The sequence below is a fragment of the Kitasatospora sp. NPDC036755 genome (genome assembly GCF_040636595.1).
In the GTDB taxonomy this organism is placed as follows: domain Bacteria; phylum Actinomycetota; class Actinomycetes; order Streptomycetales; family Streptomycetaceae; genus Kitasatospora.
Genome location: NZ_JBEZUT010000136.1, coordinates 1 through 21,963, shown reverse-complemented (window position 1 = coordinate 21,963; position 21,963 = coordinate 1). Strand labels below are relative to the sequence as shown.

Below are 21,963 nucleotides of genomic sequence, written 5' to 3'. Positions count from 1 at the left end.
AGCACCGCGTACGACAAGCTGACCGTGTCGGTCAACGGCACCGCGCTGAAGACCTACTCCAACGTGGACGCCGCGGCCGGCTACCAGCAGCGCACCTTCGACCTGTCGTCCTACGCGGGCCAGTCCGTCACGCTGAAGTTCGCCGGGACCGAGGACGCCTCGCTCCAGACCAGCTTCGTGGTCGACGACACCTCCATCCAGACCGGCTGACGCCGACACCGCGCGCCCGGTGACCGGGGACCCGTCCGTGGGCCGCCGTTCACCGGGCGCCGTTCACCGGGGGGTCGGCCACCGGGCGTCGGTCACCGGGAGCCACCGGCCCGACCGGCCACCCGGGCCGGGCCGAGGGTGCCTCCCTATGCTGTCCGGATGACCAAGCCGATCGAACTGGTGATTTTCGACTGCGACGGTGTCCTGGTGGACACCGAGGTGATCGCGATCCGCGTCCTGCTGCGGCTGGGCCGGGAGCACGGCTGGCCGCTCACCGAGGCGGAGGCGGTCGAGACCTTCGTCGGGCGCACGGAGCAGGCCTGCAACGCGCTGGTCGCCGAGCGGCTCGGGGCGGAGGTGGCGGCCGTGTGGGGCGAGGGCTTCCGCGCCCTGCACGCCGAGGCCGTGGACGCCGGGCTGAGTCCGGTGGACGGCCTGCCGGAGGCGCTGGCCGGGATCACCCTGCCCACCTGCGTCGCGTCCAGCGGCACCCACGAGAAGATGCGCCACACCCTGGGCCGCACCGGCCTCCACGACCACTTCGCGGGGCGGATCTTCAGCGCCACCGAGGTCGGGCGCGGCAAGCCCGCACCCGACCTCTTCCTGCACGCCGCCCGCTCGATGGGCGTCGACCCGGCCGCCTGCGTGGTCGTCGAGGACAGCCGGCCCGGCGTCGAGGCCGCCCGCGCCGCCGGGATGCGGGCGCTCGGCTACGCGGGCGGCGTCACCCCCGCGGATCACCTGGCCGGCCCCGGCACCCTGGTCTTCGACTCCATGCGGGACCTGCCCGGGCTGATCGCGGCGGGCGCGGTCCACCGGGGGTAGCGCCAATTCGTTTGCCGGTCGCGGACGCGGGTGACAGGGTCGGACACCATGACCTCCTCCGACTCCGCGGCCCCCGCCCGCAAGCTGCACGCCGACGAACTGGACATCGACGAGGCGCTGGTGCGCGGGATGGTCGCCGAGTGCTTCCCGCAGTGGGCCGGCCTGCCGGTCGAGCCGGTGCTGCCGGCCGGGACGAGCAACGCGATGTACCGGCTGGGCGCGGAGCTGGTGGTGCGCGTCCCGCGGATCCCCGGCGTGGTCGAGGAGATCGCCAAGGAGGACGTCTGGCTGCGGCGCCTGGCCCCGCGGCTGCCGGTCCCGGTGCCGGTCCCGGTGGCGGTGGGCGGGCCGGTCGACGGCTGCCCCTGGTCCTGGTCGGTGCTGCGCTGGCTGGAGGGCACCACCCCGGTGCCCGGCCGGATCGCCGAACCCGGGCCGCTGGCCCGGGACTTGGCGGCCTTCGTGACGGCCATGCGCCGGATCGACCCGGCCGGGGCCCCCGCCGCCTACCGCGGCGAGTCGCTGGCGGAGCGTGACGCCCCGACCAGGAAGGCGATCGCGGCGGTGCCGGACCTCGTCGACACCGCCGCCGCGACCGCCGCCTGGGAGCACGCCCTGGCCGCCCCCGCGCCCACCGGCCCCCCGGTCTGGCTCCACGGCGACCTCCAGCCCGGCAACCTCCTGGTGGACCCGGCCGGGCGGCTGAGCGCCGTCATCGACTTCGGCTGCTCGGGCCTCGGCGAGCCGGCCGTCGACCTGATCCCCGCCTGGTACGTCCTGCCCGCGGCCGCCCGGGAGGCCTTCCGCGCGGCCGCGGCCCCCGACGACGCGGCCTGGGACCGCGCCCGCGGCTGGGCCCTGTCCGTCGCCCTGCTGGAGGTCGCCTACTACCGGGACAGCGACCCGAGGATGACCTCCATCGCCCGCCACGTCATCGCCGAGGTCCTCGCCGACCACGCGTAACCGACCACGCGTAGCCGACCAGGCGTAACCGACCACGCGCGGCCGGGCACGCGCGGCCGACCACGCGCAGCCGGGGGCGCCGCTCGATCACCGGTCCCGCGCGGCACTCGGACGAGCCGCCCCCGGCGCCGTGACGGCCCGCCCCCCTCCTACGGCTTCAGGTACGCCAGCACCGCCAGCACCCGGCGGTTGTCGTCGGCCGAGGCCTCGATGCCCAGCTTGGCGAAGATGCTGGTGGTGTGCTTGGCCACCGCGCTCTCGCTGATGCGCAGGCTGGTCATGATGAAGGCGTTCGAGCGGCCCTCGGCCATCAGTTCGAGGACTTCGTGCTCGCGCGGTGTCAGGTCGGCGGTGGCGCCTCGCGCCTTGCTGCGGGTCAGCAACTTCGTGATCACCTCCGGGTCCATCACGGTGCCGCCGGATACGACGGTACGGGCGGCGTCCATGAACTGGGCGGTGTTGGTCACCCGGTCCTTGAGCAGGTAGCCGACGGCGCCCCGGCCGTCGGCCAGCAGCTCCTGGGCGTAGAGCTGGTCGACGTACTGGGAGAGGACCAGCACCGGCAGGCCGGGCCGGTCGCGGCGGGCCTGGAGGGCGGCCTGGAGGCCGTCGTCGGTATAGGTGGGCGGCAGCCGGATGTCCACGATCGCGAGGTCCATCTCCTCCTCGCGCAGGGCCCGCTGCAGTTCGGGGCGGTTGTCCACCGAGGCGACCACGTCGCAGCCGTGGTCCCGGAGGGTCCTGATCAGCCAGTCCCGGAGGAGGAACTGGTCTTCGGCAAGGACGACGCGCACGGTATCTCCAGGGTCGCGGTGGTCGGTCCGCCCTGCGGACTGTGCAGGGCGAGGGTTCCGTCGAAGCTGCTCAGCCGGCGTTGGATGCCGCGCAGGCCGCTGCCCTTGGCCGGGTCCGCGCCGCCCCGGCCGTCGTCGGTGACCGTGATCCGCAGTGCGCCGTCCGCGTGCTCCAGGCCGATCCGGACCCGGCCGGCACCGGCGTGCTTGCCCGCGTTGGCCAGCAGCTCCCCGACCGCGAAGTACCCGGCGGACTCGACCGGCGGAGGCAGCCGGCCGGGCAGCGCCACCGCCACGTCCACGTCGAGGAAGCTGTCCAGCGCCAGGGACCGCACCGCGTCGCCCAGGCCCCGGTCCGCGAGCACCGGCGGATGGATGCCGTGCACCAGCTCCCGCAGGTCGCGCAGGGCCCGCTCGGAGGTGGCGCGGACCTGACGCAGCAGCTCGCGGGCGGCGGTCGGATCGGAGTCCAGTTTCCGGGTGGCGTCGTCCAGGGTGAGCCCGAGGGCGACCAGGCGCGCCTGCGCCCCGTCGTGCAGGTCACGCTCGATCCGGCGCAGCTCGGCGGCCTGGGCGTCCAGCGTGTCGGCCCGGGTTTCCGTCAACTCCGCGATGCGCTGCTCGAGTCGGCTGGTGCGCGGGGCGGTGAGCGCCCGGCGGGTCCACCGGGCGTGCCAGCGCAGGGCGGTCGGCGCGAGCCGGAGCGCGCCGACGGTGAAGGCCGCGCCGAGCAGGGCGGCGGCCAGCATCTCGGCGGTGGAGTGGACGTGCACGAAGGCGTACCAGTTCTGGTCGTCGACCAGCCGCCAGATGAACGGCTGGACGACCGCGCCGAACAGTCCGTAGTAGCCGAGCCAGAGCGGCGTGGCGACCAGCGTGCCGCCGATCCACGGTTCGAGCAGGGTCCAGCGGAGGTCGCGCCAGAAGCCTTCGGTGCTGAGGATGCCGGCGCCGAACGCGGAGTCGGCGGGCCCGGCGGGAGGCGGGTCGGAAGGACCGACCGGCACGCCCGACCACTCGACGGCCCGGAGCCGGTACCGGTCGGTCAGCCGGCGCAGCCGGCGGGCCGCGGACGGCAGCAGGGTGACGCCGATCCGGAGCGGGACGAGGGTGAGCACGCCGATCACCAGGAGGCTGGTCGCGGCGACCGGCAGTGTCGCCAGTGCGAGGAGCTGGCACCGTCCGGCGGCGACCAGGCCGCTGCGGAGGCCGCGGAGGCCCTTCTCCCCCCTTGCCATGGCCACCTGTCGATCCGTCATCTCAGTGCGCCCCGTGCGCCGCCGACGCCGTCATCGTAGCCGCCGGCGTCCGGAGCGCCCAGGGCACCGCGGTGAGCAGGCAGGCTCCGGCGAGCGTCACCATGGCGAGTGCGGAGCCTTCGGCCGTGAAGAGCAGCATGCCGAGGTTGACCAGGGTGTGGAAGCCGCCGGCGGTCAGCAGCCGGTTGCTCCGCACCCGTTCCTGGGCCAGCCCCAGCACCACGGACATCGAGACCGTGGCGACGAGGAACCCGCCCGCGTACACCGGCCCCTGCGCGAAGGCCTGCACGTGCCAGCCGGCCCAGGCCAGGCCGACCAGCGCCGAGGCCGGCAGCGGCCCGAACCTGGTCCGCAGCAGCGGCTGGAGCAGGCAGCGCCACCCGATCTCCTCACCGCAGGCGCCGAGCAACTGGGCCGCGACGATCAGCGCGAAGGGCTCCTTGAGGCTGCGCGGATCGGTGAACGCGGCCCCGCCGTGCGCCAGCGCGTACCCGCCGGCGCTGAGCGCGATGATCACGGGGGCGGTGAGCAGCACCAGCGGGAAGGCGGCGCCGCCGAACCGGGCACCGGGCGCGGGGCGCCCTCGGCCGCCGGGGCGGCGCCCTCCGGCCGGTCGGCCCGGGAGCGCGCCGCGCAGCAGTTCCCCGGTCCGCGCGGGCCAGAGCAGGGCCACCGTCAGCACCGCCACGGCGGGGCCGAACTGGGTGAGCTGCAGGACTTCGGCGGGGAGTCCGGTGCCGGGCTGGAGCGCCCCGAACAGGCCCGCCGCGAGGAAGGCGACCAGCAGGTACACCCCCGCCTGTGCCCGCCACCGCTGCCTCGGCTCCGCCGCCGCCGTCGCCGCCGTCGCCGCCGTCCTCGCCGCCGTCGTCGCCGCCGTCCTCGCCGCCGTCGTCGCCGCCTTCACCGGCTCGTGTTCCGTCCGCATGCCGCCCACCCCCGGGTGATCGCCGTTCGCCGTCACCGTCGACGATCCCGCTCGGCGCGCCCCCGGGCATTGCGTGTAGCTGTCGACTTCGGGGTGGGTCCAGGCACACCCCCGGGTGCGGACGCGCGGGAGGGGTCAGGGGCGGTCCCGGGGCACCCGGTGCTGCCACTCCCGGGTGAACACCACCGAGCCCGCCTCCAGTGCTCGCAGCTGTACGACGCTGAGGAAGTGCCCGGCGTCGCAGCGCAGTTGGGTGCGGGTCTGGACGGTGACGTCCCAGCCGATGTCGGGCCGTTCGAGCCGGACGGTGCGGTCGGTGCGGGCCTGGGCGCTGAGCGGGGCGCCGGTGAGCACCCGGTAGGCGGTGACGGTGTGTTCGTCGCGGACCAGGCCGTCGGGGTGGGTGCGGGTGCCGTCGTCGGCGGGGGAGAGCTCGGTGCGCCACTCGTGGCGGCCGATGTCGTGCACGGTGAGGTGTTCGGGCCGGGCGGTGAGCGGTTCGGTGAGGTGGATGTCGAGCGGTTCGGGCAGGTCCGGGTCCTCGAAGGTGACGGTCGGGGCGCCGACGTCGGCGGCGAGGTGGCGCACCGGCAGGCTCAGGGTGGAGCGGGACGGGTCGACGCCGAACCCGGTGTCCTCGGCCGGGGGCCACACCCAGGGCCAGTAGACCGAGGAGAGGGCGAGCCGGAGCCGGTGCCCGGCCGGGACGGTCCGGGCGCAGGCCGCGAGCTCGACCTCGGCGTCCGGGCCGTCGGCGGCGAGGACGCCCCGGGTGACGAGCTCCGAGGTGCCGTCCGGGCCGACCGCGCACAGCCGCACCGTGACCTGGGCGGGTGCCGTGTCCTCGCGCAGCCGCAGCCGCAGCCGCAGCCGTACGGTCGGGGCGCCGAGCAGTTCGACGGGTTCGGGCAGCGGCTGGGAGTCGAAGCAGACCGAGCGGCCGTCCTCCTCGCGCTGGTCCGGGGGCCGGTCGGCGGGGCGGCCGTGCGGGACGTAGCCGCCGGCGTTGAGGCCGGTGTGCTGCGGGGAGCGGACCTGGACGTACCGGTCGTGGGCGGCGGTGCCGGCGGTGCGCAGCGGCCCGTCCAGGCCGTAGTGGATCTCGCGGACGTCGGGGGAGGGCCAGGCCTCGTCGCCGGTCCAGCGGGTGCTGAGCCAGCTGCGCAGGGCGGGTTCCTTGAGGGCGCCGGTGTCGACGCCGCGCAGCCAGTGGTCCCACCAGCGCAGGGTGTCGGGCAGGGCGGCTTCGGGCAGGCCGTGCGGCCAGGGGCCGATCAGGGCGCGCGCGGTCGGGGACTCGGCGAGCAGCCGCAGCACGAAGGAGCAGGACGGGTCGCCCCAGCCGGCCACCGCGAGGGCGGGCACGGACACCGGGACGGTGGACTCGCCGGCCGTGAGCCAGTCGTCGACGGGCGGTCGCAGCGACTCCAGCCGGGCCAGCCAGGCGGCCCGCCAGGCGTCGCCGACGTGTCGTGGGTCCGGTGGCAGGGCGGCGTCGGCCACCAGGGCGGTGAGCCGGGTGTGCAGGTCGGCGGCGAGGAGGGCCCCGCCGAGCCGGTGGCCGCCCTCGGGGCAGGCGGTGACCACGGCGCCGACGGTGTCGGGGGTCCGGGCGGCGAGCCGCAGGGCGGTGGTGCCGGCCGTGCCGACGCCGAGCAGGCCGAGCCGGCCGTTGCACCAGGGGCGGAGGGCGAGCCAGGCGGCGACCTCGGCGCCGTCGGCCAGCTCCTGGTCGCCGCCGGGCTCGCCGGGGGTGCCTTCGGAGTTGCCGTGCCCGCGGGTGTCGACCCGGACGGCGGTGTAGCCGTGGCCCGCGTACCAGGGGTGGCGGCGGGCGTCCTCGGCGGCGGTGCGGTCGGTGAGGCGGTCGCCGGAGTACTCCAGCAGGGCGGGGCCGGGTTCGGCGCCGACCGGCCGCCACAGCCGGGCGGCCAGCCGTGTGCCGTCGGGCAGCGGGATGCGCAGGTCCTCGCGGGTGGTGTGGAAGGGGTAGGACGGCATGGCCGCTCCCATCGGTCCCGGGCGCCGGCGTTCCGACTGTGTTCGGTATTCCGACAGTAGGGGAGGGAGCGGCCCTTTTCCTGGTGAACGGATGCCGCCTGGTGAGCGGGCGCCGCCCGGTGAGGGTGCCGTCCGGTGCGCGGGCGCCGCCCGGGGACGCCCGCCGGTCAGGCCTTGCTCAGCCAGGCGGTGGCGTTGAGGGCGAGGGCGGCGTCGGTGCCCGCCGGGTCGTCCCAGCCGTTGTACAGGGTGTTGCCGGACTGGCCGGTGCCGTCGTCGATGGGGGAGCTGTCGCCCCAGATGGCGACCCGGCCGGAGCCGAAGGTGCTGGTGACGAAGAACGCGCCGGTGTTGCCGCTGTAGCCGGTCCGGTAGACCAGGCCCTTGACGTTCGGGTTGTCGGCGGGCTTGAGGGTGAAGGTGGTGCCGTTGCGCAGGATCGAGCCGGTGACGGTGCCGAAGGGGCCGTGCAGCACCGGGTCGGTCGGGGCGTTGGCGGCGCGCGGGTTGTCGGTGGTGATGTTGAGCAGGTCGACCGAGAAGCCGAAGGGGTCGTTGTTGTTCACCCCGTTGTTGGTCAGCAGGTCGTTGATGATCTTCGGGGAGTCCCAGCCGTCGTTGTTGCGGTCGCTGTTGATGTGGTCGGAGACCAGGAAGAGGCCGCCGCCGTTCTTCACGAAGTTCATGAGCGCGGTCTTCTCGCTCGCGGAGAACCTCGTGTTGGGCTCCGGGATCACGAAGGTGTCGAAGTTGGCGAGGTCGAGCGCCGCGCCGGTGCCGTAGCTGATGGTGGAGCCGGCCGGGAGGGTCTTCAGGCTGTACTGGCCGGTCTTCTGGAGGGCGACGCCCCAGGCGGACAGGGCGCCGGTCCAGCTCTTCTCGGTGGTGGGGCTGGCGTTCTGGGCGAGCGGGTCGGGCTGGCTGGTGCTGATGATCCAGTCGGCGTTGCCCGCGGTCTCGGCCTTGCTGTTGTCGAACAGCACCCGGTGCGGGGCGGTGGCCGAGGCGGCCCTGGTGGTGGGGGTGGCGGGGGCGGGCGCGGCGGTGGCGGCGGGGACGGTGAGTCCGGCCGTGAGCAGCGCCGTGCCGGCCAGGGCGGCAGCGGTTCGAATACGGATCGTCATGAGCCGTTCCTCCGTGGGGAGTTGAGGTGCCGGCGCGCAGGTTTTCGCGCGTAGAACGGGAGTATCCGCGCGTAGAGCGCGAGGTGAAAGACCTGCGAGGTTACGAGGCCTTGTACGGGTCGTGACGATCTCCGGGAGGCGCGCGGAAAGCGTGTGGAAACGGCGCGCACGCCGCGCGGAAGCGGTGCGTGAGCGGGGGGAGACGAATCCGTAATTGCACATGACTTGCAACTGCTCGCACCGAGGCGGAAAGATGGCCCAGCTTCGACCGCACTGCCGAAAGGACACGACGATGACCGCCCCCCGATGGCGCGACCGACTCACCCGTGAGGAGTGGATCCGCCTGGCCGGAATGGGCGGCTTCATCCTCGCGCTGCACGTCATCGGCTGGTTCACCCTGCTCGCGTTGGTCGAGCCGGAGCACTACGACGTCGGCGGCCAGGTGTTCGGCGCCGGCATGGGCCTGACCGCCTACACCCTCGGCATGCGGCACGCCTTCGACGCGGACCACATCGCGGCCATCGACAACACCACCCGCAAGCTGATGGGCCAGGGCAAGCGGCCGCTGTCGGTCGGCTTCTGGTTCTCGCTCGGGCACTCCTCGATCGTCTTCGGCCTCTGCGCCCTGCTGGCCTTCGGCATCCGCTCGCTGGCCGGCCAGCTGGAGTCCGACGACTCGACGCTGCACGAGATGACCGGCCTGATCGGCGTCACCGTCTCCGGCACCTTCCTGCTTCTGCTCGGCCTGATCAACCTGGGCGCCTTCAACGGCATCCTCAAGGTCTTCCGCCGGATGCGCCACGGCGACTACGACGAGGCGGAGCTGGAGCGCCAGCTGGAGCGGCGCGGGCTGATGAACCGCATCCTCGGCAGGGTCACCCGGGCCGTCACCAAGCCCTGGCACATGTACCCGGTCGGCCTGCTGTTCGGCCTGGGCTTCGACACCGCGACCGAGGTGTCCCTGCTGGTGCTGGCGGGCGGCGCGGCGGCCTTCTCGCTGCCCTGGTACGCGCTGCTCACCCTGCCGGTGCTGTTCGCGGCCGGGATGAGCCTGCTGGACACCATCGACGGCTCGTTCATGAACTTCGCGTACGAGTGGGCCTTCTCCAAGCCGGTCCGCAAGATCTACTACAACCTGACCGTCACCGGGCTCTCGGTGCTGGTCGCGCTGGTGATCGGCTCGATCGAGCTGATCGGCCTGCTCGGCGAGAAGCTGGACATCACCAGCGGACCGGTCGCCTGGATCGGCGGGCTGGACCTCAACTTCGTGGGCTACGCGATCGTCGGACTGTTCGTGCTCACCTGGGCGGCCGCGATCGCCTACTGGAAGTTCGGCAACGTCGAGGAGAAGTGGTCGGCCGGGCTGGCCGCGGGGGCGTCCGCCCCCGCGAAGTCCGAATAGCGAGCGCGACGAACCGAGGGGCCGGTGACCGGGGTCGGGTCACCGGCCCCTCGGGGTTTTCCGGGCCCGCGCGTCCTCCCGGGCCCGCGCGGGCCGGTGCGCGGCGGCCGGGACCGCGGCGGCGCTACTTCAGGGCGGCGAGCACCGCCTGCGCCATCACCCGCTCGCCGGTCGCGTTCGGGTGGAACGGCACCGCGGGCGAGCCGGGCAGCGCGCCCTCGATCCAGCGGTCGTCCGAGCAGACGTCGTGCCCGAGGGTCGGCGTCGCGGTGTCCACGTAGGTCGCGCCGTTCGCGGCCGCGGTGGACTCCAGGGCGGCGTTCAGCTTGTCGAGCACGCCGTGCATGTACTCCACGTCGCCCGGGGTCACCGGCTGGCGCAGGACGCACCGCGACCCGTCGGCGGGCAGCACCGAGGGGTAGCCGACCAGCAGCACTCGGGCGCCGGGCGCCTTGGCGTGGACGCGCCGGAGGGTGTCGGCCAGCTGCGGGGCGATGGTGGTGCGGATCCGCTCGGCCAGGTCGTCGGTGCCGTACTGCCAGGACATCGTGCTCCAGTCCCAGTGGCCGTGCTGGTAGACGTCCTTGCAGGGCGTGCCGAGCGGGTTGACCACGGCGCCGGCGATGCAGGTGGCGACCAGTTCTCCGAGGCCGAGGTCGCTCGCCGCGAGGTCGTTGCCGCCGATCCCGAGGGTGACCAGGTCGGTGTCGGCGGTCACCGCGTCCAGCTGCGGGTCGTTGACCCTGATGAAGGCGTCGTACTGGGGCTGGGTCATCGCCTTGATCTTGGCGGCGGAGCAGGTGACGTCGGTGTACGTGCCCGCCTTGAGGGCGTCGGCGACCAGGTGGCCGTAGTTGCGGTCGGAGCGCAGGCACAGGCCGGCCGACTGGCCCGGCACGCCGGCGCCGGCGGCGTAGGAGTCGCCCAGCGCCACGTAGTGCTTCGGTGCCGGGGCGGCGGCCTGGGCGGCGGTGGAGGTGAGCGCGAGCGCGGCGCCGAGGGCGACCGCGGCGAGGGCGGTGGAATTCCGGAGGTGCCGGGATTTCCGGGCAGGGCGGAGCACGGTTCCTCCTGGGGGGAGAGAAACGACGGGTGGGGGTCGTGCCGGGCCGGGCCGTGGCTACTCGCAGGTAAGTTACTGCCGGATTTCCCGGACGTCCATGGTGTGCGCGGAAATCGCCGACATTCCGTCAGGCGGATGCCGGGCGGCATTTCGCATTTCGCCCGCCGGTGGGCCGCGCGGCTCCTCGCGCGGCTTCACACGGCTCTCCGTACGACTCTTCGTACGACTCTTCGCGGCAATTCCGAAACGGCCCGGAGCGGAATTCGGGTCGGCGCCCCCCGCCCGCCGGTTGACCGGACGTCACCACCGGCCGCAGTATCGGGCGCACAGCGGCGGCGCGTCCCGGACGCGCGGCCACCGCGAGCCGCGACGGAGGACTGCGCATGGCCCTGGACGCCGACGTCATCGTCATCGGGGCGGGCCTCGCGGGCCTCGCCGCCACCGCCGAACTCGCCGACGCCGGACGGAAGGTGATCCTGCTCGACCAGGAGCCCGCGACCGGACTCGGCGGCCAGGCGCACTGGTCCTTCGGCGGCCTCTTCCTGGTCGACTCGCCCGAGCAGCGCCGGATGCGGATCCGCGACTCGCACGCCCTCGCCCGCCAGGACTGGTTCGGCACGGCCGGCTTCGACCGGCCCGAGGACGCCTGGCCGCGCCGCTGGGCCGAGGCGTACGTGGACTTCGCGGCGGGCGAGAAGCGCGCCTGGCTGCACGGCATGGGCGTGCGGTTCTTCCCGGTGGTCGGCTGGGCCGAGCGCGGCGGCCTCCTCGCCGACGGGCCCGGCAACTCGGTGCCGCGCTTCCACATCACCTGGGGCACCGGACCGGGGCTGCTGGAGCCGTTCGTCCGGAGGGTCCGCGCGGCCGCCGCGCGCGGCCTGGTGGACCTGCGCTTCCGGCACCGGGTCACCGGGCTGTCCGCCACCGCGGGCGCCGTCGACACCGTCACCGGCGAGGTGCTGGTGCCGAGCCCGGCGGGCCGGGGCGAGGCCAGTTCGCGCGAGGTGGCCGGGGGCTTCGAGCTGCGCGCCCAGGCCGTGGTCGTCACCTCCGGCGGCATCGGCGGCAACCACGACCTGGTCCGCAAGGCCTGGCCGGCCCGGCTGGGCACCCCGCCCGCCAAGCTGCTCTCCGGGGTGCCCGCGCACGTCGACGGACTGATGCTGGAGATCGCCGGCCGGGCCGGGGCCAGCCTGATCAACGGCGACCGGATGTGGCACTACACCGAGGGCATCGAGAACTGGGACCCGATCTGGGCCCGGCACGGCATACGCATCCTGCCCGGCCCGTCCTCGCTCTGGCTGAACGCGCGCGGCGAGCGGCTGCCCGTCCCGCTGTTCCCCGGCTTCGACACCCTCGGGACGCTCGAACACATCATGTCCACCGGGTACGAGTACACCTGGTTCGTGCTGAACCAGCGCATCATCGAGAAGGAGTTCACCCTCTCCGGCTCCGAGCAGAACCCCGACCTGACCGGGAGGTCGGTGCGCGGCGTGCTCGGCCGGGCGCTGCCCGGCGCCCCCGCCCCGGTCCGGGGCCACCTGCGGCACGGGCGGGACTTCGTGGTCGCGGGCAACCTCGCCGACCTCGCCCGGGGCATGAACGCCAAGGCCGGCCGGCCGTTGATCGACCCGGACGGGCTGCGCCGCACCGTCGAGGAGCGCGACCGGCAGCTGGCCAACCCCTTCACCAAGGACCTCCAGGTCACCGCGATCCACGGCGCCCGCCGCTACCTCGGCGACCGGCTCGTCCGCACCGCGGCCCCGCACCGCATCCTCGACCCGGCCGCCGCCCCGCTGATCGCCGTCCGGCTGAACATCCTGACCCGCAAGTCGCTGGGCGGACTGGAGACCGACCTGGACTCCCGGGTGCTGCGGCCGGACGGCGAGGTGCTGCCGGGCGTGTACGCGGCCGGCGAGGCGGCCGGGTTCGGCGGCGGGGGAGTGCACGGGTACCGCTCGCTGGAGGGGACGTTCCTGGGCGGCTGCCTGTTCTCGGGGCGCACGGCCGGCCGGGCGGCGGCGCGCGCGGTCGGGTAGCGCGGGCGCACGCCGAGGCCGGACGGCGGGCCGTGCGGGCGCGTCGGGGAGGGCCGCGCGGGGCCCACGACCCGGTGCGCCCCCTCCCCCGTGGGGGGCGCACCGGCACGGCCTGTCCAAGCCTCCCGCGCTCCGTCGGCCGGGACTATCCACTTCCGGCCCGGGCGGCGGATCTTTCCGGACAGTCCGCCGCCGGGCCCGGGCCGGGTCGTCGGGCCCGGGCCGGACGTGCCGCCCCCGGGCCGAAGCGGCGGGCGGCGGTCAGGAGTTGCGGCCGAGGGTCTGCGAGGGCGAGCGTCCGTAGGCGCGCCGGTAGTCCGCGCTGAACCGGCCGAGGTGGGTGAAGCCCCAGCGGCAGGCGACCTCGGTCACCGTGCCGTGGGCCCGGCCGTCGGCGATGGCGAGCAGGTCGTGGTGGGCGCGGTCGAGCCGCACGCGCCGCAGGTAGGCCAGCGGCGTGGTGTCCAGGTGGCGCCGGAAGCCCTCCCGCAGGGTGCGCAGGCTGACCCGGGCGGCGAGGGCGATGTCGGCGACGGAGAGCGCCTCGCCGGCGTGCTCCGCGCAGTAGTCGGCGGCCCGGCGCAGTGGGCCGGGCAGCGGGGCCCGGCCGCGGTCGGGCTGTGTCCGGCTCAGTGAGTGGGGCTGGGCGTCCAGCAGGGTGTCGACCAGCAGCCGTTCGAACTGCCGCATGCCCAGCGGGGACCGGCGGCCCAGCTCCGAGACGCAGAACGCGCGGAAGGCGTCGGCCAGTCGGAGCCAGTCCCGGACGGCCGGGTCGGCCGGGTCGAGGACGGGCGTGAAGTGCAGCTGGTCCTGCGGCAGGTCGCCGAGCCGTACGGCGAGCGCCTCCTCCACGGACTCCCGGGACATCGCCAGCGCCCCGTTCAAGGCCTCGGCGTCCCACTCCATGGTGACCCGGTCCCCGGGCCCGGCCACGGACAGCGCGGACGGCAGCTCGGTGCCGTTGCTGACGACCCGGCCGCCCCCGGCGTACGGCAGGATGACGTTGTAGAAGTCCGGGAGGTCCCCGGTGCTCAGGTGCACCGGCGCCCCGTACCCGAGGTCGTAGAGCGCGACCGGGCCCTCGTGGAACGAGCGGAACCGGCCCGGGAGCCGCTGTTCGCCCCGCACCGTCAGCCGGTGCGGGGCCAGCCGGGCGCCCACCACGTGGCGGAGCTCCTCGATGCTGTTCCCCTCGTAGAGCGAGACCGGACCGGTCCCGGCTCCTGGCGGCGCCGTTCCGGCGGTTCCCGGTGCGGCTTCGGTGGTTCTCGGTGCTGTTCCGGTGGTTCTCGGTTCCGCTTCGGTGGCCACGGATGTCCCCCTGCCCGTGAGAGCGACCCGCGCTTCCCCCCTTGTCGGCGCGGAGTCGTGCGCATCCTAAGCGAAGGGAGGGGCTCCTGTTGAGAGTCTTGTCATACCGGGATCCGACCCGCGGCCGGGGTGGTGGTGGGGTGCCGGGTACAGTGCGGAGGCCGGTGCGCAGGGAGCCGTCGGCCAGGAGGGGTCAGGAGAACCGATGAGCCGCCGAGACCGCGACGGTGCCCGGGTCCGCGAACGGGGCGCCGGCGCCCCGGTGACCGTCACGGTCTGCCGGGGCTGCTGCTGCGGCACCGAGGCGAAGCACCCCGGGGTGGACCACGCGGGCCAGTACGAGCGGCTGCGGACGGCGGTGGGCTCGGCGGGCCGGGTCCGGGCGGTCAAGTGCCTGGACGTGTGCACCCAGTCCAACGTGGTGGTGGTCGGCCCCTCCGCGGAGGGCCGGGCGGCGGGCGGCCGGCCGGTGTGGCTGGGCTTCGTGCTGATGGACGAGATGATCGACGACATCGCCGCCTGGGTGCGCGCGGGCGGTCCGGGTCTCGCCGATCCGCCGGGGCTGCTCGACCTCCAGCTGATCTCGGTCTCCCGGCGGGTCCGCGAGGGCCTGCCGGAGTGAGGCCGCGGGGGCCCGCCGGAGCGGGGCCGCACCCCGGAGGTACTGGCTGATCGTCAGATCACGGCCGCCGACGACGGACCCGGGTCCGCCCCGGGGCCTTCCCCACTACCATGACCGGTGGCGTCGGGCCGTTCCGGACGCCGCCCAGCCGTTTCCGCGTTCCGCGCGAGGGAGAAGCCGATGACGACGGTCTGCCGCATCTGCGCGGGCACCGGCCGGACCGCCGGACTCAGCTGCCGGACCTGCCAGGGCACCGGAACCACCGAGGTGGGCGGCGGGGGCGGCAACTGCTTCCTCTGCGACGGCACCGGGGTGTACGTGCGCTACCGGGTGGACGCGACCGGCGCCAAGCACGCCTACCGGGACGAGATCTGCCGCACCTGCGACGGCACCGGCAACCGGACCGCGACCCAGTGGGACGAGCCCTCCGGCTGACCTTCCGGCCCCGGCCGGCCGTCCGCGGGGGCGGCCGGACACCGGCCCCGGTCCGTGGGGCCACCGGGGGCCATGATGCGGCGTCACGACGGTACGGGCACGTCCTTTACCGAATCATGGTCGAACATTGGCGTTCGAATGGGGGGTACGCTGCGACCCGTTCACCCGGCGTCCGTGCGCGATCAACGCGCCGCTGGAAGAGTCCCGCGCATGGATATCCCCAACATGGGCGTGCCGGCCAAGCTTGCCGACCGCATGAGCATGGCCGAGCAGCACGAGTACCTGCGGGCCCGTTTCTCCCGCCGCCGGATGCTGCGCGCCGGCGCCGTGACGGTGGGCGCCGTCGCCGTCGGTGGCGCGCTGGGCGGCGGGACGGCCTTCGCCGCCCCGGCCGGTCCGCAGCTGCTGACCGGTGGCACGACGAACGGCGTCGACGGCTCGCTGGTCGCGCCGATCGGCCGTCACCTCCAGTTCGGCCCGGAGCCGGACACCCAGTTCCGCGTCTCCTGGCAGGTCCCGGCCCCGGTCAAGAAGCCGTTCCTGCGCTTTGGCAGGACCCCGTGGGAGCTGAGCCACAAGGTCCAGGCCGAGGTCCGCGCCCTGCACACCCCGGCGCTGACCCCGAACAGCCAGCCGGTGGACCAGTACTACCTGCACGTGGCGCTGGAGGACCTGCGCCCCGACACCACCTACTACTACGGTGTCGGCCACGAGGGCTTCGACCCGGCCTCGCAGCAGCGGATCTCCACCCTGCACACCTTCCGCACCGCGCCGTCCCGCGACCACCGCTGGGGCAAGGTGTACGAGCCGTTCACCTTCACCGCCTTCGGCGACCAGGGCGTCAGCTCGCACGCGGCCGGCAACGACCACATCATCAAGGCCCAGAACCCGGCCTTCCACCTGCACGCCGGCGACATCTGCTACGCCGACCCGGCCGGTTCCGGCACCGACCCGGACAAGTCCGTCTTCAACGCGAAGACCTGGGACGACTTCCTGGTGCAGACCGAGACGGTCGCCGCCGACATCCCGTGGATGGTCGCGTACGGCAACCACGACATCGAGGCCTGGTACTCGCCGAACGGCTACGGCGGCGAGAACGCCCGCTTCTTCCTGCCGAACAACGGCCCGGACCCGCGCACCGTCCCCGGCGTCTACACCTTCCGCTACAAGAACGTCGGCGTCATCTCGCTGGACGCCAACGACGTCTCCTACGAGATCCCGGCGAACCTGGGCATTTCGGCGAACAAGCAGACCAAGTGGCTGGAGCGTACCCTCAAGGACCTGCGCAACGACGAGACCGTCGACTTCGTCGTGGTCTTCTTCCACCACTGCGCCTTCTCCACCACCGTCGCGCACGCCTCCGAGGGCGGTGTCCGCGAGGCCTGGGTGCCGCTGTTCGAGAAGTACCGGGTGGACCTGGTCATCAACGGCCACAACCACATCTACGAGCGCACCGACGCGATCCTCGGCAACAAGGTCTCGAAGCAGGTGCCGAGCGGCGCCACCATCGAGCCGGCCAAGGACGGCGTGGTCTACGTCACCGCGGGTGCGGCCGGCCGCAGCCTGTACAAGTTCGACGTGCCGGACACCTACGAGGGGCACGAGAACCACCAGGACGAGGTGAAGACCTACTACTGGAGCAAGGGCAAGGTGAAGACCCCCGAGACCATCCAGTGGTCGCGGGTGCGCTACACCGGCTACTCCTTCATCAAGGTCGACGTCACCCCGAAGCAGCTGGGCCAGAAGTCGGTCATGAAGGTCACCGCGCTGGCCGAGGACGGCACGCAGATCGACAACTACACGATCCTGCGCAAGGTCGGCGAGGGCTGGGACTCGGACCGCGACGACGACGGCCAGGGCGGCGGCTGGGGCTGGTAGGACTCGCCCCTGATGGGACGACGCCCGTGGTGGGACGAGTCCCTGGTCCCGTAGGGCCGGTGGGGCCCCGGCGCCGGAGGTCCGGTGCCGGGGCCCCGGTGCGTTCGGAGCCGGGTCAGCGCCGGGGGCCGTACATGATCACGCCCACCCCGGCCAGGCAGATCAGCGCGCCCAGCACGTCGTAGCGGGTCGGCCGGAAGCCGTCCACGGCCATGCCCCACAGCAGTGAGCCGGCCACGAACACCCCGCCGTACGCGGCCAGCACCCGGCCGAAGTCGCTGTCCGGCTGCAGGGCGGCGACGAAGCCGTACGCGCCGAGCACCACCACGCCCAGCCCGGCGAGCCACCACGGCCGTTGCTCGCGCACGCTCTGCCAGATCAGCCAGCAGCCGCCGATCTCGGCGAGCGCGGCGAGGGCGAACAGGGCGATGGAGCGCAGGACGGTCATGGCCGCCCAGCCTACGTGCCTCAGGTCTGGCGGTAGGTGGCGAGGAATCGCCCGATCCGGTTGATGGCCGTCTCCAGGTCGTCGGCCCGGGGCAGGGTGACGAAGCGGAAGTGGTCCGGGCGGGGCCAGTTGAAGCCGGTGCCCTGGACGACGTGGATCTTCTCGCGCAGCAGCAGGTCCAGCACGAACCGCTCGTCGTCGACGATCCGGTGCACGGCCGGGTCCAGCCTGGCGAAGGCGTAGAGCGCGCCCTTGGGCTTGACGCAGCTGACGCCGGGGATCTCGTTGAGCGCCTTGACGGCGATGTCGCGCTGTTCGGTGAGCCGGCCGGAGGGCAGTACCAGGTCGTTGATGGACTGGTGGCCGCCGAGCGCCGCCTGCACGGCGTACTGGGCGGGGACGTTGGGGCACAGCCGCATGCCGGAGAGCATGGTCAGGCCCTCCAGGTAGTCGGTGGCGTGCTGCTTGGGGCCGGAGACGACCAGCCAGCCGCTGCGGAAGCCGGCCACCCGGTAGGACTTGGAGAGGCCGTTGAAGGTGAGGGTCAGCACGTCGTCGGCCAGGGCGGCCAGGCAGTGGTGCTCGGCGCCGTCGTACAGGATCTTGTCGTAGATCTCGTCGGCCAGCACCATCAGGTGGTGGCGGCGGGCCAGGTCGAGGATGCCCTCCAGCAGTTCCTTCGGGTAGACCGCGCCGGTGGGGTTGTTGGGGTTGATGACGACGATCGCCCTGGTGCGGGCGGTGATCTTGGCGGCGATGTCGTCCAGGTCCGGGTACCACTCGGCCTCTTCGTCGCACAGGTAGTGCACGGCCTTGCCGCCGGCCAGCCGGACCGCCGCCGTCCAGAGCGGGTAGTCGGGCATCGGCACGAGCACTTCGTCGCCGTCGTCCACCAGCGCGGTGACGGCCATCTGGATCAGCTCGGAGACGCCGTTGCCGAGGTAGACGTCATTGACGGTGACGCCCTGGACCCCGCGCTGCTGGTAGTACTGCACCACCGCCCGGCGGGCCGGCAGGATGCCGCGCGAGTCGCTGTAGCCGTGCGCCCGGGGCAGGTTGCGGATGATGTCCTGGATGATCTCCTCGGGCGCCTCGAAGCCGAACGGGGCGGGGTTGCCGGTGTTCAGCCGCAGCACGCTGTGCCCGGCCTCCTCCAGGGCGTTGGCCTGGTCGACCACCGGCCCCCGGATCTCGTAGCACACGTCATTGAGCTTGCTGGACTGTCGAAACTCCATCTGCGGCCTCCCGACCGTCACCACCGCTCCGTTGCTTCAGCTTTGTTCTACCAAGTGTGTACTTGGAAAGTCCAACCTCTTGGCTATGCTGATCCGCATGTCACGCCGAAGCTACGACCAGTACTGCGCCGTCGCCCGCGCCCTGGACGCGGTGGGGGAGCGCTGGAGCCTCCTGATCGTCCGTGAGCTCCTCGGCGGCCCGCGCCGCTACACCGACCTGCACGCCGACCTGCCCGGCGTCTCCACCGACATCCTGGCCGCCCGGCTCAAGCAGCTGGAGGCCGACGGGCTGGCCACCCGCCGCAAGCTCGAACGGCCCGCCAGCGCGACGGTCTACGAACTGACCGGGCGCGGCCGCGAACTGCGGCCGGTCGTCGAGGCGCTGGGGGAGTGGGGCCTGGCCGCCCTCGGCGAGCAGCGGCCCACCGACGCCGTGCGCGAGCACTGGTTCACGCCGCCGAAGGCGGAGGTCGCGGCCGGCTGACGGCCGACCGGGCGCGGCGGGTGCCTCGTGCGCCCCGACCGGTGGTCCGACGGCTCCCCGGAGGCTCCCCGGCGGCGTTCCGGAGGCGTTCCGCGCGACGGGGCGACGGGGCGACGGCAGGGCCCCGTCACCGACCGCCGCCCCGCGGGCCCGGGATGGCGCGGGCCGATGAACGGGTACCGGACGTGCGATGGGCGCCGGGGCCCGGCCGCCGCCCCGGGCCGGTGCGGACGTACGATCGTCGGACCGTCGAACCGCAGGAATCGGTCCAGGAGAGCGGAGGCCAGCCCGTGCCCACCCCCTACCGCAGCTACGCCAGCTACGTCGCCGTCGGTGACTCCTTCACCGAGGGCATGTGCGACGACCTGCTGCCGGACGGCCACTACCGGGGCTGGGCGGACCGGGTCGCCGAGGCCCTGGCCACCGAGCACGCCGCCGGGGGCAGCGGTGAGGGCGCCGCCGAGAACAGCGGTGAGGGCGCCGGCTTCCGGTACGCCAACCTCGCCGTCCGCGGCAAGCTCATCGGCCAGATCCACGACGAGCAGCTCGCCACCGCCGCCGCGATGGGCGCCGAACTCGTCACCCTGGCCGGCGGCCTCAACGATGTGCTGCGCCCGGGCTGCGACATCGACGAGGTCGAGCGGCAGCTCGGCCGCTGCGCCGCCGAACTGCGCGCCACCGGCGCCACCGTCGTGCTGTTCACCAGCACCGACCCCACCCGCCGGATGGCGGGCAGCACCCGGCTGCTGCCGACCATCCTGCGGATGAAGGGCTTCGTCCAGGAACTGGGCGGCCAGGACGGCTTCGCCGTGGTCGACCTGTTCTCCGCGCCCTGCTTCGACGACCGCCGGCTCTGGGCCGAGGACCGCCTCCACCTGTCGCCCGAGGGCCACCGCCGGGTCGCCGAGGGCGTGCTGGAGGCGCTCGGCCGCCCCGCGGCCTTCGACTGGCGCGCCCCGCTGCCCGCCGCCGACCGGGCCGGCCGCGCCGAGCGGCTGCGCGAGGACGCCCGTTGGCTCGGTACCCACGTCGGCCCGTGGATCGGCCGCCGCCTCACCGGCCGCTCCTCGGGAGACGGCCGCCCGGCGAAGCGGCCGGAGCTGCTGCCGTACCAGCCGCAGCCGCAGCCGCAGTCGTAGCCGCAGCCGGGGCCGGGGCCGGGGCCGGGATTCTAGGACTCGGGGCCGGCCGGCTCCAGGACCAGGCTCGCCATCGGGGCGTGGGTGGTCCAGCCGAGCGCGGTGTAGAGCGCCTGTCCCTCCGGGGTGCCGACCAGCACGCCGGTGCGCGCGCCCCGAGCGTGCGCGGCGGACTGGAGCGTGTGCATCACCAGGGCGCCCAGGCCCCGGCGGCGGTGCTCAGGCACGGTGGTGATCTGGTCCGGTACGGTCACCGGGCCGGCCAGGCCCGCCTGGCCGCGTGCGGCCAGGTGCCCCTCCTCGGTGCGCACCAGCACCCGCAGGACCCCGCCCCGCTCCCAGGTGGTCACGGTGTACCCGGCCGGGGCCGCGTGCCGCTCGGCGGCGAGCGGGACGCTCATCAGGAAGCCCGGCGCGTCCAGCCGCCACCGCTCGTCCAGCCAGGGGCGCACGGTGGCGTCCTCGGCGAACAGCTTCAGCCAGGTGCCCGGGGCGGTGACGGTCTCGCCGAGCTTGCGGACATCGGCCTCGGTCGGTTCCGGCAGCACGTGCCGACCCACCTCGCCGACCGGTGCGCCGACGTCGATGCTCCAGCCCCAGGGCCGGTCCACCGGGTCGGCGGAGCCGCGGGACACGGACCAGCCCGCGATCCACATCCGGACGAGTTCCCCGGTGTTCGGGTCCTGCATGACGCCCACCCCCGTTTGTAATGGTCTCTATCGGGATTCATACCTTACAGACGTCGAGGGGCGTCTGCCCAGTAGGATTTCCGGGTTCACGGCGCCGCCCGGCGCCCGTCGCTGGAAGGACCCCGGAACGTGCGCGAGACCGAGTCGCCGCAGGACCCCACGGCGGCCGCGCCGACCCCGCTCCAGTCCGACTGCGCCGACTGCTTCGGGCTCTGCTGCGTCGCCCTGCCGTTCTCCGCCGGCGGTGACTTCGCCATGAACAAGCTGCCCGGCAGTCCCTGCCACAACCTCCAGGCCGACTTCCGCTGCGGCATCCACGTGCGGCTGCGCGAGAGCGGCTTCCAGGGCTGCACCGTCTACGACTGCTTCGGCGCCGGGCAGCGGGTCTCCCAGGTGACCTTCGGCGGCCGCAGCTGGCGCGAGGAGCCGGACAGCGCCAAGGCGATGTTCGACGTCTTCCCGGTCGTGCGGCAGCTGCACGAGCTGCTGCGGTACCTCACCGAGGCGCTCACCTTCGCCCCCGCCCTCCCCGTCCACGAGGAGCTGCGGCAGGCCCTGGCGGAGACCGACCGGCTGGCCGGCGGCACCCCCGAGGAGATCCTCGCCGTCGACGTCCCGGCCCACCGGCAGCGGGTCAGCGAGCTGCTGCTGCGGGCCGGCGAACTGGTCCGGGCCGAGGTCCCGCGCCGCCGCGAGCTCCGGGGCGCCGACCTCTTCGGCGCCCGGCTGCGCGGCGCCGACCTGCGGGGGGCCAACCTGCGCGGCGCCCTGCTCGTCGCGGCCGACCTCGCCGGGGCGGACCTGCGGCTCGCCGACCTGGTCGGCGCCGACCTGCGGGACGCCGACCTGGCCGGCGCGGACCTCACCACGGCGCTCTTCGTCACCCAGGCCCAGCTCGACGCCGCCCGCGGCGACGCCACCACCCGCCTCCCGGCCGCCCTCACCCGGCCCGGCCACTGGCCCGAGACCGCCCCGGCCCCGGCGGCCGGTGCCAGGAACGGCCGGGGTGGCGGCGGCTGAGCAGGATCTTGTCCGCGAGCTGCTTGCGGATCGGGTCGGTGCTCGGGTCCCAGTTGGTGTTCGGGACCAGGACGGCCTGCTTGCCGTCCTC

The 21,963-nt window shown here is 74.0% G+C and carries 19 protein-coding genes and 2 pseudogenes; 11 read left to right on the top strand and 10 right to left on the bottom strand.

Annotated elements, in window-relative coordinates; all coding sequences use genetic code 11:
- The 3 genes and pseudogenes from AB0E96_RS21150 to AB0E96_RS21140 all read left to right on the top strand — a co-directional run.
- Positions 1 to 210 (top strand): annotated as a pseudogene (locus AB0E96_RS21150) (hypothetical protein); the annotation flags it as partial.
- Positions 211 to 369: 159 nt separating this feature from the next.
- The gene (locus AB0E96_RS21145) at positions 370 to 1,035 is read left to right on the top strand and encodes an HAD family hydrolase (RefSeq protein WP_359825827.1); all 666 of its coding nucleotides are present in this window, start codon (positions 370 to 372) and stop codon (positions 1,033 to 1,035) included.
- Positions 1,036 to 1,083: 48 nt separating this feature from the next.
- Positions 1,084 to 1,998, top strand: coding sequence for an aminoglycoside phosphotransferase family protein (locus AB0E96_RS21140; protein WP_359825824.1), 915 nt, complete (start codon positions 1,084 to 1,086; stop codon positions 1,996 to 1,998).
- 149 nt (positions 1,999 to 2,147) lie between these two features.
- Here the strand turns inward: AB0E96_RS21140 and AB0E96_RS21135 are convergent, their stop codons facing one another.
- From AB0E96_RS21135 to AB0E96_RS21115, 5 genes are all read right to left on the bottom strand, one after another.
- Entirely contained in the window at positions 2,148 to 2,792 is a 645-nt protein-coding gene (locus tag AB0E96_RS21135; protein ID WP_359825822.1) for a response regulator transcription factor, read from the bottom strand.
- Positions 2,744 to 4,030, bottom strand: coding sequence for a sensor histidine kinase (locus AB0E96_RS21130; protein WP_359825829.1), 1,287 nt, complete (start codon positions 4,028 to 4,030; stop codon positions 2,744 to 2,746). The genes AB0E96_RS21135 and AB0E96_RS21130 overlap by 49 nt, the downstream gene beginning before the upstream one ends.
- Positions 4,031 to 4,052: 22 nt before the next feature.
- Positions 4,053 to 4,979, bottom strand: a complete 927-nt coding sequence (locus AB0E96_RS21125) for a CPBP family intramembrane glutamic endopeptidase (RefSeq protein ID WP_359825820.1) — start codon at positions 4,977 to 4,979, stop codon at positions 4,053 to 4,055.
- A 135-nt stretch (positions 4,980 to 5,114) separates the two neighbouring features.
- Entirely contained in the window at positions 5,115 to 6,980 is a 1,866-nt protein-coding gene (locus tag AB0E96_RS21120; protein ID WP_359825818.1) for a CocE/NonD family hydrolase, read from the bottom strand.
- A gap of 167 nt (positions 6,981 to 7,147) precedes the next feature.
- Positions 7,148 to 8,104, bottom strand: coding sequence for a hydrolase (locus AB0E96_RS21115; RefSeq protein WP_359825816.1), 957 nt, complete (start codon positions 8,102 to 8,104; stop codon positions 7,148 to 7,150).
- Positions 8,105 to 8,396: 292 nt separating this feature from the next.
- Between AB0E96_RS21115 and AB0E96_RS21110 the strand changes: the two genes are divergently transcribed.
- Positions 8,397 to 9,506: a HoxN/HupN/NixA family nickel/cobalt transporter gene (locus tag AB0E96_RS21110; protein ID WP_359825813.1), complete on the top strand. Its 1,110-nt coding sequence runs from the start codon at positions 8,397 to 8,399 to the stop codon at positions 9,504 to 9,506.
- Between the two features lie 124 nt (positions 9,507 to 9,630).
- On the opposite strand, the gene AB0E96_RS21105 is transcribed toward AB0E96_RS21110, so the two are convergent.
- The gene (locus AB0E96_RS21105) at positions 9,631 to 10,569 is read right to left on the bottom strand and encodes an SGNH/GDSL hydrolase family protein (protein ID WP_359825811.1); all 939 of its coding nucleotides are present in this window, start codon (positions 10,567 to 10,569) and stop codon (positions 9,631 to 9,633) included.
- A gap of 383 nt (positions 10,570 to 10,952) precedes the next feature.
- On the opposite strand from AB0E96_RS21105, the gene AB0E96_RS21100 reads away from it, so the two are divergent.
- A complete protein-coding gene (locus tag AB0E96_RS21100; RefSeq protein WP_359825808.1) occupies positions 10,953 to 12,608 on the top strand; it encodes an FAD-binding dehydrogenase in 1,656 nt (551 codons plus the stop codon).
- A gap of 261 nt (positions 12,609 to 12,869) precedes the next feature.
- On the opposite strand, the gene AB0E96_RS21095 is transcribed toward AB0E96_RS21100, so the two are convergent.
- Entirely contained in the window at positions 12,870 to 13,922 is a 1,053-nt protein-coding gene (locus AB0E96_RS21095) for an AraC family transcriptional regulator (RefSeq protein WP_359825806.1), read from the bottom strand.
- 205 nt (positions 13,923 to 14,127) lie between these two features.
- On the opposite strand from AB0E96_RS21095, the gene AB0E96_RS21090 reads away from it, so the two are divergent.
- The 3 genes from AB0E96_RS21090 to AB0E96_RS21080 all read left to right on the top strand — a co-directional run bounded on the left by AB0E96_RS21090 (position 14,128) and on the right by AB0E96_RS21080 (position 16,857).
- On the top strand, positions 14,128 to 14,544 hold the full coding sequence (locus AB0E96_RS21090; protein WP_359825804.1) for a (2Fe-2S) ferredoxin domain-containing protein: 417 nt from the start codon (positions 14,128 to 14,130) through the stop codon (positions 14,542 to 14,544).
- Positions 14,545 to 14,724: 180 nt separating this feature from the next.
- Entirely contained in the window at positions 14,725 to 14,979 is a 255-nt protein-coding gene (locus AB0E96_RS21085) for a hypothetical protein (protein ID WP_359825802.1), read from the top strand.
- A 210-nt stretch (positions 14,980 to 15,189) separates the two neighbouring features.
- Entirely contained in the window at positions 15,190 to 16,857 is a 1,668-nt protein-coding gene (locus AB0E96_RS21080; protein ID WP_359825800.1) for a metallophosphoesterase family protein, read from the top strand.
- 115 nt (positions 16,858 to 16,972) lie between these two features.
- On the opposite strand, the gene AB0E96_RS21075 is transcribed toward AB0E96_RS21080, so the two are convergent.
- A complete protein-coding gene (locus AB0E96_RS21075) occupies positions 16,973 to 17,305 on the bottom strand; it encodes a YnfA family protein (RefSeq protein WP_359825797.1) in 333 nt (110 codons plus the stop codon).
- Positions 17,306 to 17,325: 20 nt separating this feature from the next.
- On the bottom strand, positions 17,326 to 18,540 hold the full coding sequence (locus AB0E96_RS21070; RefSeq protein ID WP_359825795.1) for a pyridoxal phosphate-dependent aminotransferase: 1,215 nt from the start codon (positions 18,538 to 18,540) through the stop codon (positions 17,326 to 17,328).
- A 97-nt stretch (positions 18,541 to 18,637) separates the two neighbouring features.
- Between AB0E96_RS21070 and AB0E96_RS21065 the strand changes: the two are divergent.
- Together AB0E96_RS21065 and AB0E96_RS21060 are read left to right on the top strand one after the other, a co-directional pair.
- Positions 18,638 to 18,991, top strand: a pseudogene (locus tag AB0E96_RS21065) (helix-turn-helix domain-containing protein); the annotation flags it as partial.
- A 323-nt stretch (positions 18,992 to 19,314) separates the two neighbouring features.
- Complete coding sequence (locus AB0E96_RS21060) at positions 19,315 to 20,163, top strand: SGNH/GDSL hydrolase family protein (protein WP_359825792.1); 849 nt, start codon at positions 19,315 to 19,317, stop codon at positions 20,161 to 20,163.
- Positions 20,164 to 20,195: 32 nt separating this feature from the next.
- Here AB0E96_RS21060 and AB0E96_RS21055 read toward each other — a convergent pair whose 3' ends face one another.
- Positions 20,196 to 20,852 carry a GNAT family N-acetyltransferase gene (locus AB0E96_RS21055; protein ID WP_359825790.1) on the bottom strand — a complete coding sequence of 219 codons (657 nt, stop codon included), beginning with the start codon at positions 20,850 to 20,852 and terminating at the stop codon, positions 20,196 to 20,198.
- 129 nt (positions 20,853 to 20,981) lie between these two features.
- Between AB0E96_RS21055 and AB0E96_RS21050 the strand changes: the two genes are divergently transcribed.
- The gene (locus tag AB0E96_RS21050) at positions 20,982 to 21,872 is read left to right on the top strand and encodes a pentapeptide repeat-containing protein (RefSeq protein ID WP_359825788.1); all 891 of its coding nucleotides are present in this window, start codon (positions 20,982 to 20,984) and stop codon (positions 21,870 to 21,872) included.
- Positions 21,873 to 21,963 lie beyond the last annotated feature (91 nt).

What these genes read in the sequence shown, in the direction of transcription:
- AB0E96_RS21145 (WP_359825827.1), top strand. Translation starts at nt 370, where the DNA reads ATGACCAAGCCGATCGAACTGGTGATTTTCGACTGCGACGGTGTCCTG.
- AB0E96_RS21125 (WP_359825820.1), bottom strand. Translation starts at nt 4,979, where the DNA reads ATGCGGACGGAACACGAGCCGGTGAAGGCGGCGACGACGGCGGCGAGG.
- AB0E96_RS21100 (WP_359825808.1), top strand. Translation starts at nt 10,953, where the DNA reads ATGGCCCTGGACGCCGACGTCATCGTCATCGGGGCGGGCCTCGCGGGC.
- AB0E96_RS21085 (WP_359825802.1), top strand. Translation starts at nt 14,725, where the DNA reads ATGACGACGGTCTGCCGCATCTGCGCGGGCACCGGCCGGACCGCCGGA.
- AB0E96_RS21080 (WP_359825800.1), top strand. Translation starts at nt 15,190, where the DNA reads ATGGATATCCCCAACATGGGCGTGCCGGCCAAGCTTGCCGACCGCATG.
- AB0E96_RS21130 (WP_359825829.1), bottom strand. Translation starts at nt 4,030, where the DNA reads ATGGCAAGGGGGGAGAAGGGCCTCCGCGGCCTCCGCAGCGGCCTGGTC.
- AB0E96_RS21140 (WP_359825824.1), top strand. Translation starts at nt 1,084, where the DNA reads ATGACCTCCTCCGACTCCGCGGCCCCCGCCCGCAAGCTGCACGCCGAC.
- AB0E96_RS21110 (WP_359825813.1), top strand. Translation starts at nt 8,397, where the DNA reads ATGACCGCCCCCCGATGGCGCGACCGACTCACCCGTGAGGAGTGGATC.
- AB0E96_RS21115 (WP_359825816.1), bottom strand. Translation starts at nt 8,104, where the DNA reads ATGACGATCCGTATTCGAACCGCTGCCGCCCTGGCCGGCACGGCGCTG.
- AB0E96_RS21055 (WP_359825790.1), bottom strand. Translation starts at nt 20,852, where the DNA reads ATGCAGGACCCGAACACCGGGGAACTCGTCCGGATGTGGATCGCGGGC.
- AB0E96_RS21070 (WP_359825795.1), bottom strand. Translation starts at nt 18,540, where the DNA reads ATGGAGTTTCGACAGTCCAGCAAGCTCAATGACGTGTGCTACGAGATC.
- AB0E96_RS21075 (WP_359825797.1), bottom strand. Translation starts at nt 17,305, where the DNA reads ATGACCGTCCTGCGCTCCATCGCCCTGTTCGCCCTCGCCGCGCTCGCC.
- AB0E96_RS21120 (WP_359825818.1), bottom strand. Translation starts at nt 6,980, where the DNA reads ATGCCGTCCTACCCCTTCCACACCACCCGCGAGGACCTGCGCATCCCG.
- AB0E96_RS21090 (WP_359825804.1), top strand. Translation starts at nt 14,128, where the DNA reads ATGAGCCGCCGAGACCGCGACGGTGCCCGGGTCCGCGAACGGGGCGCC.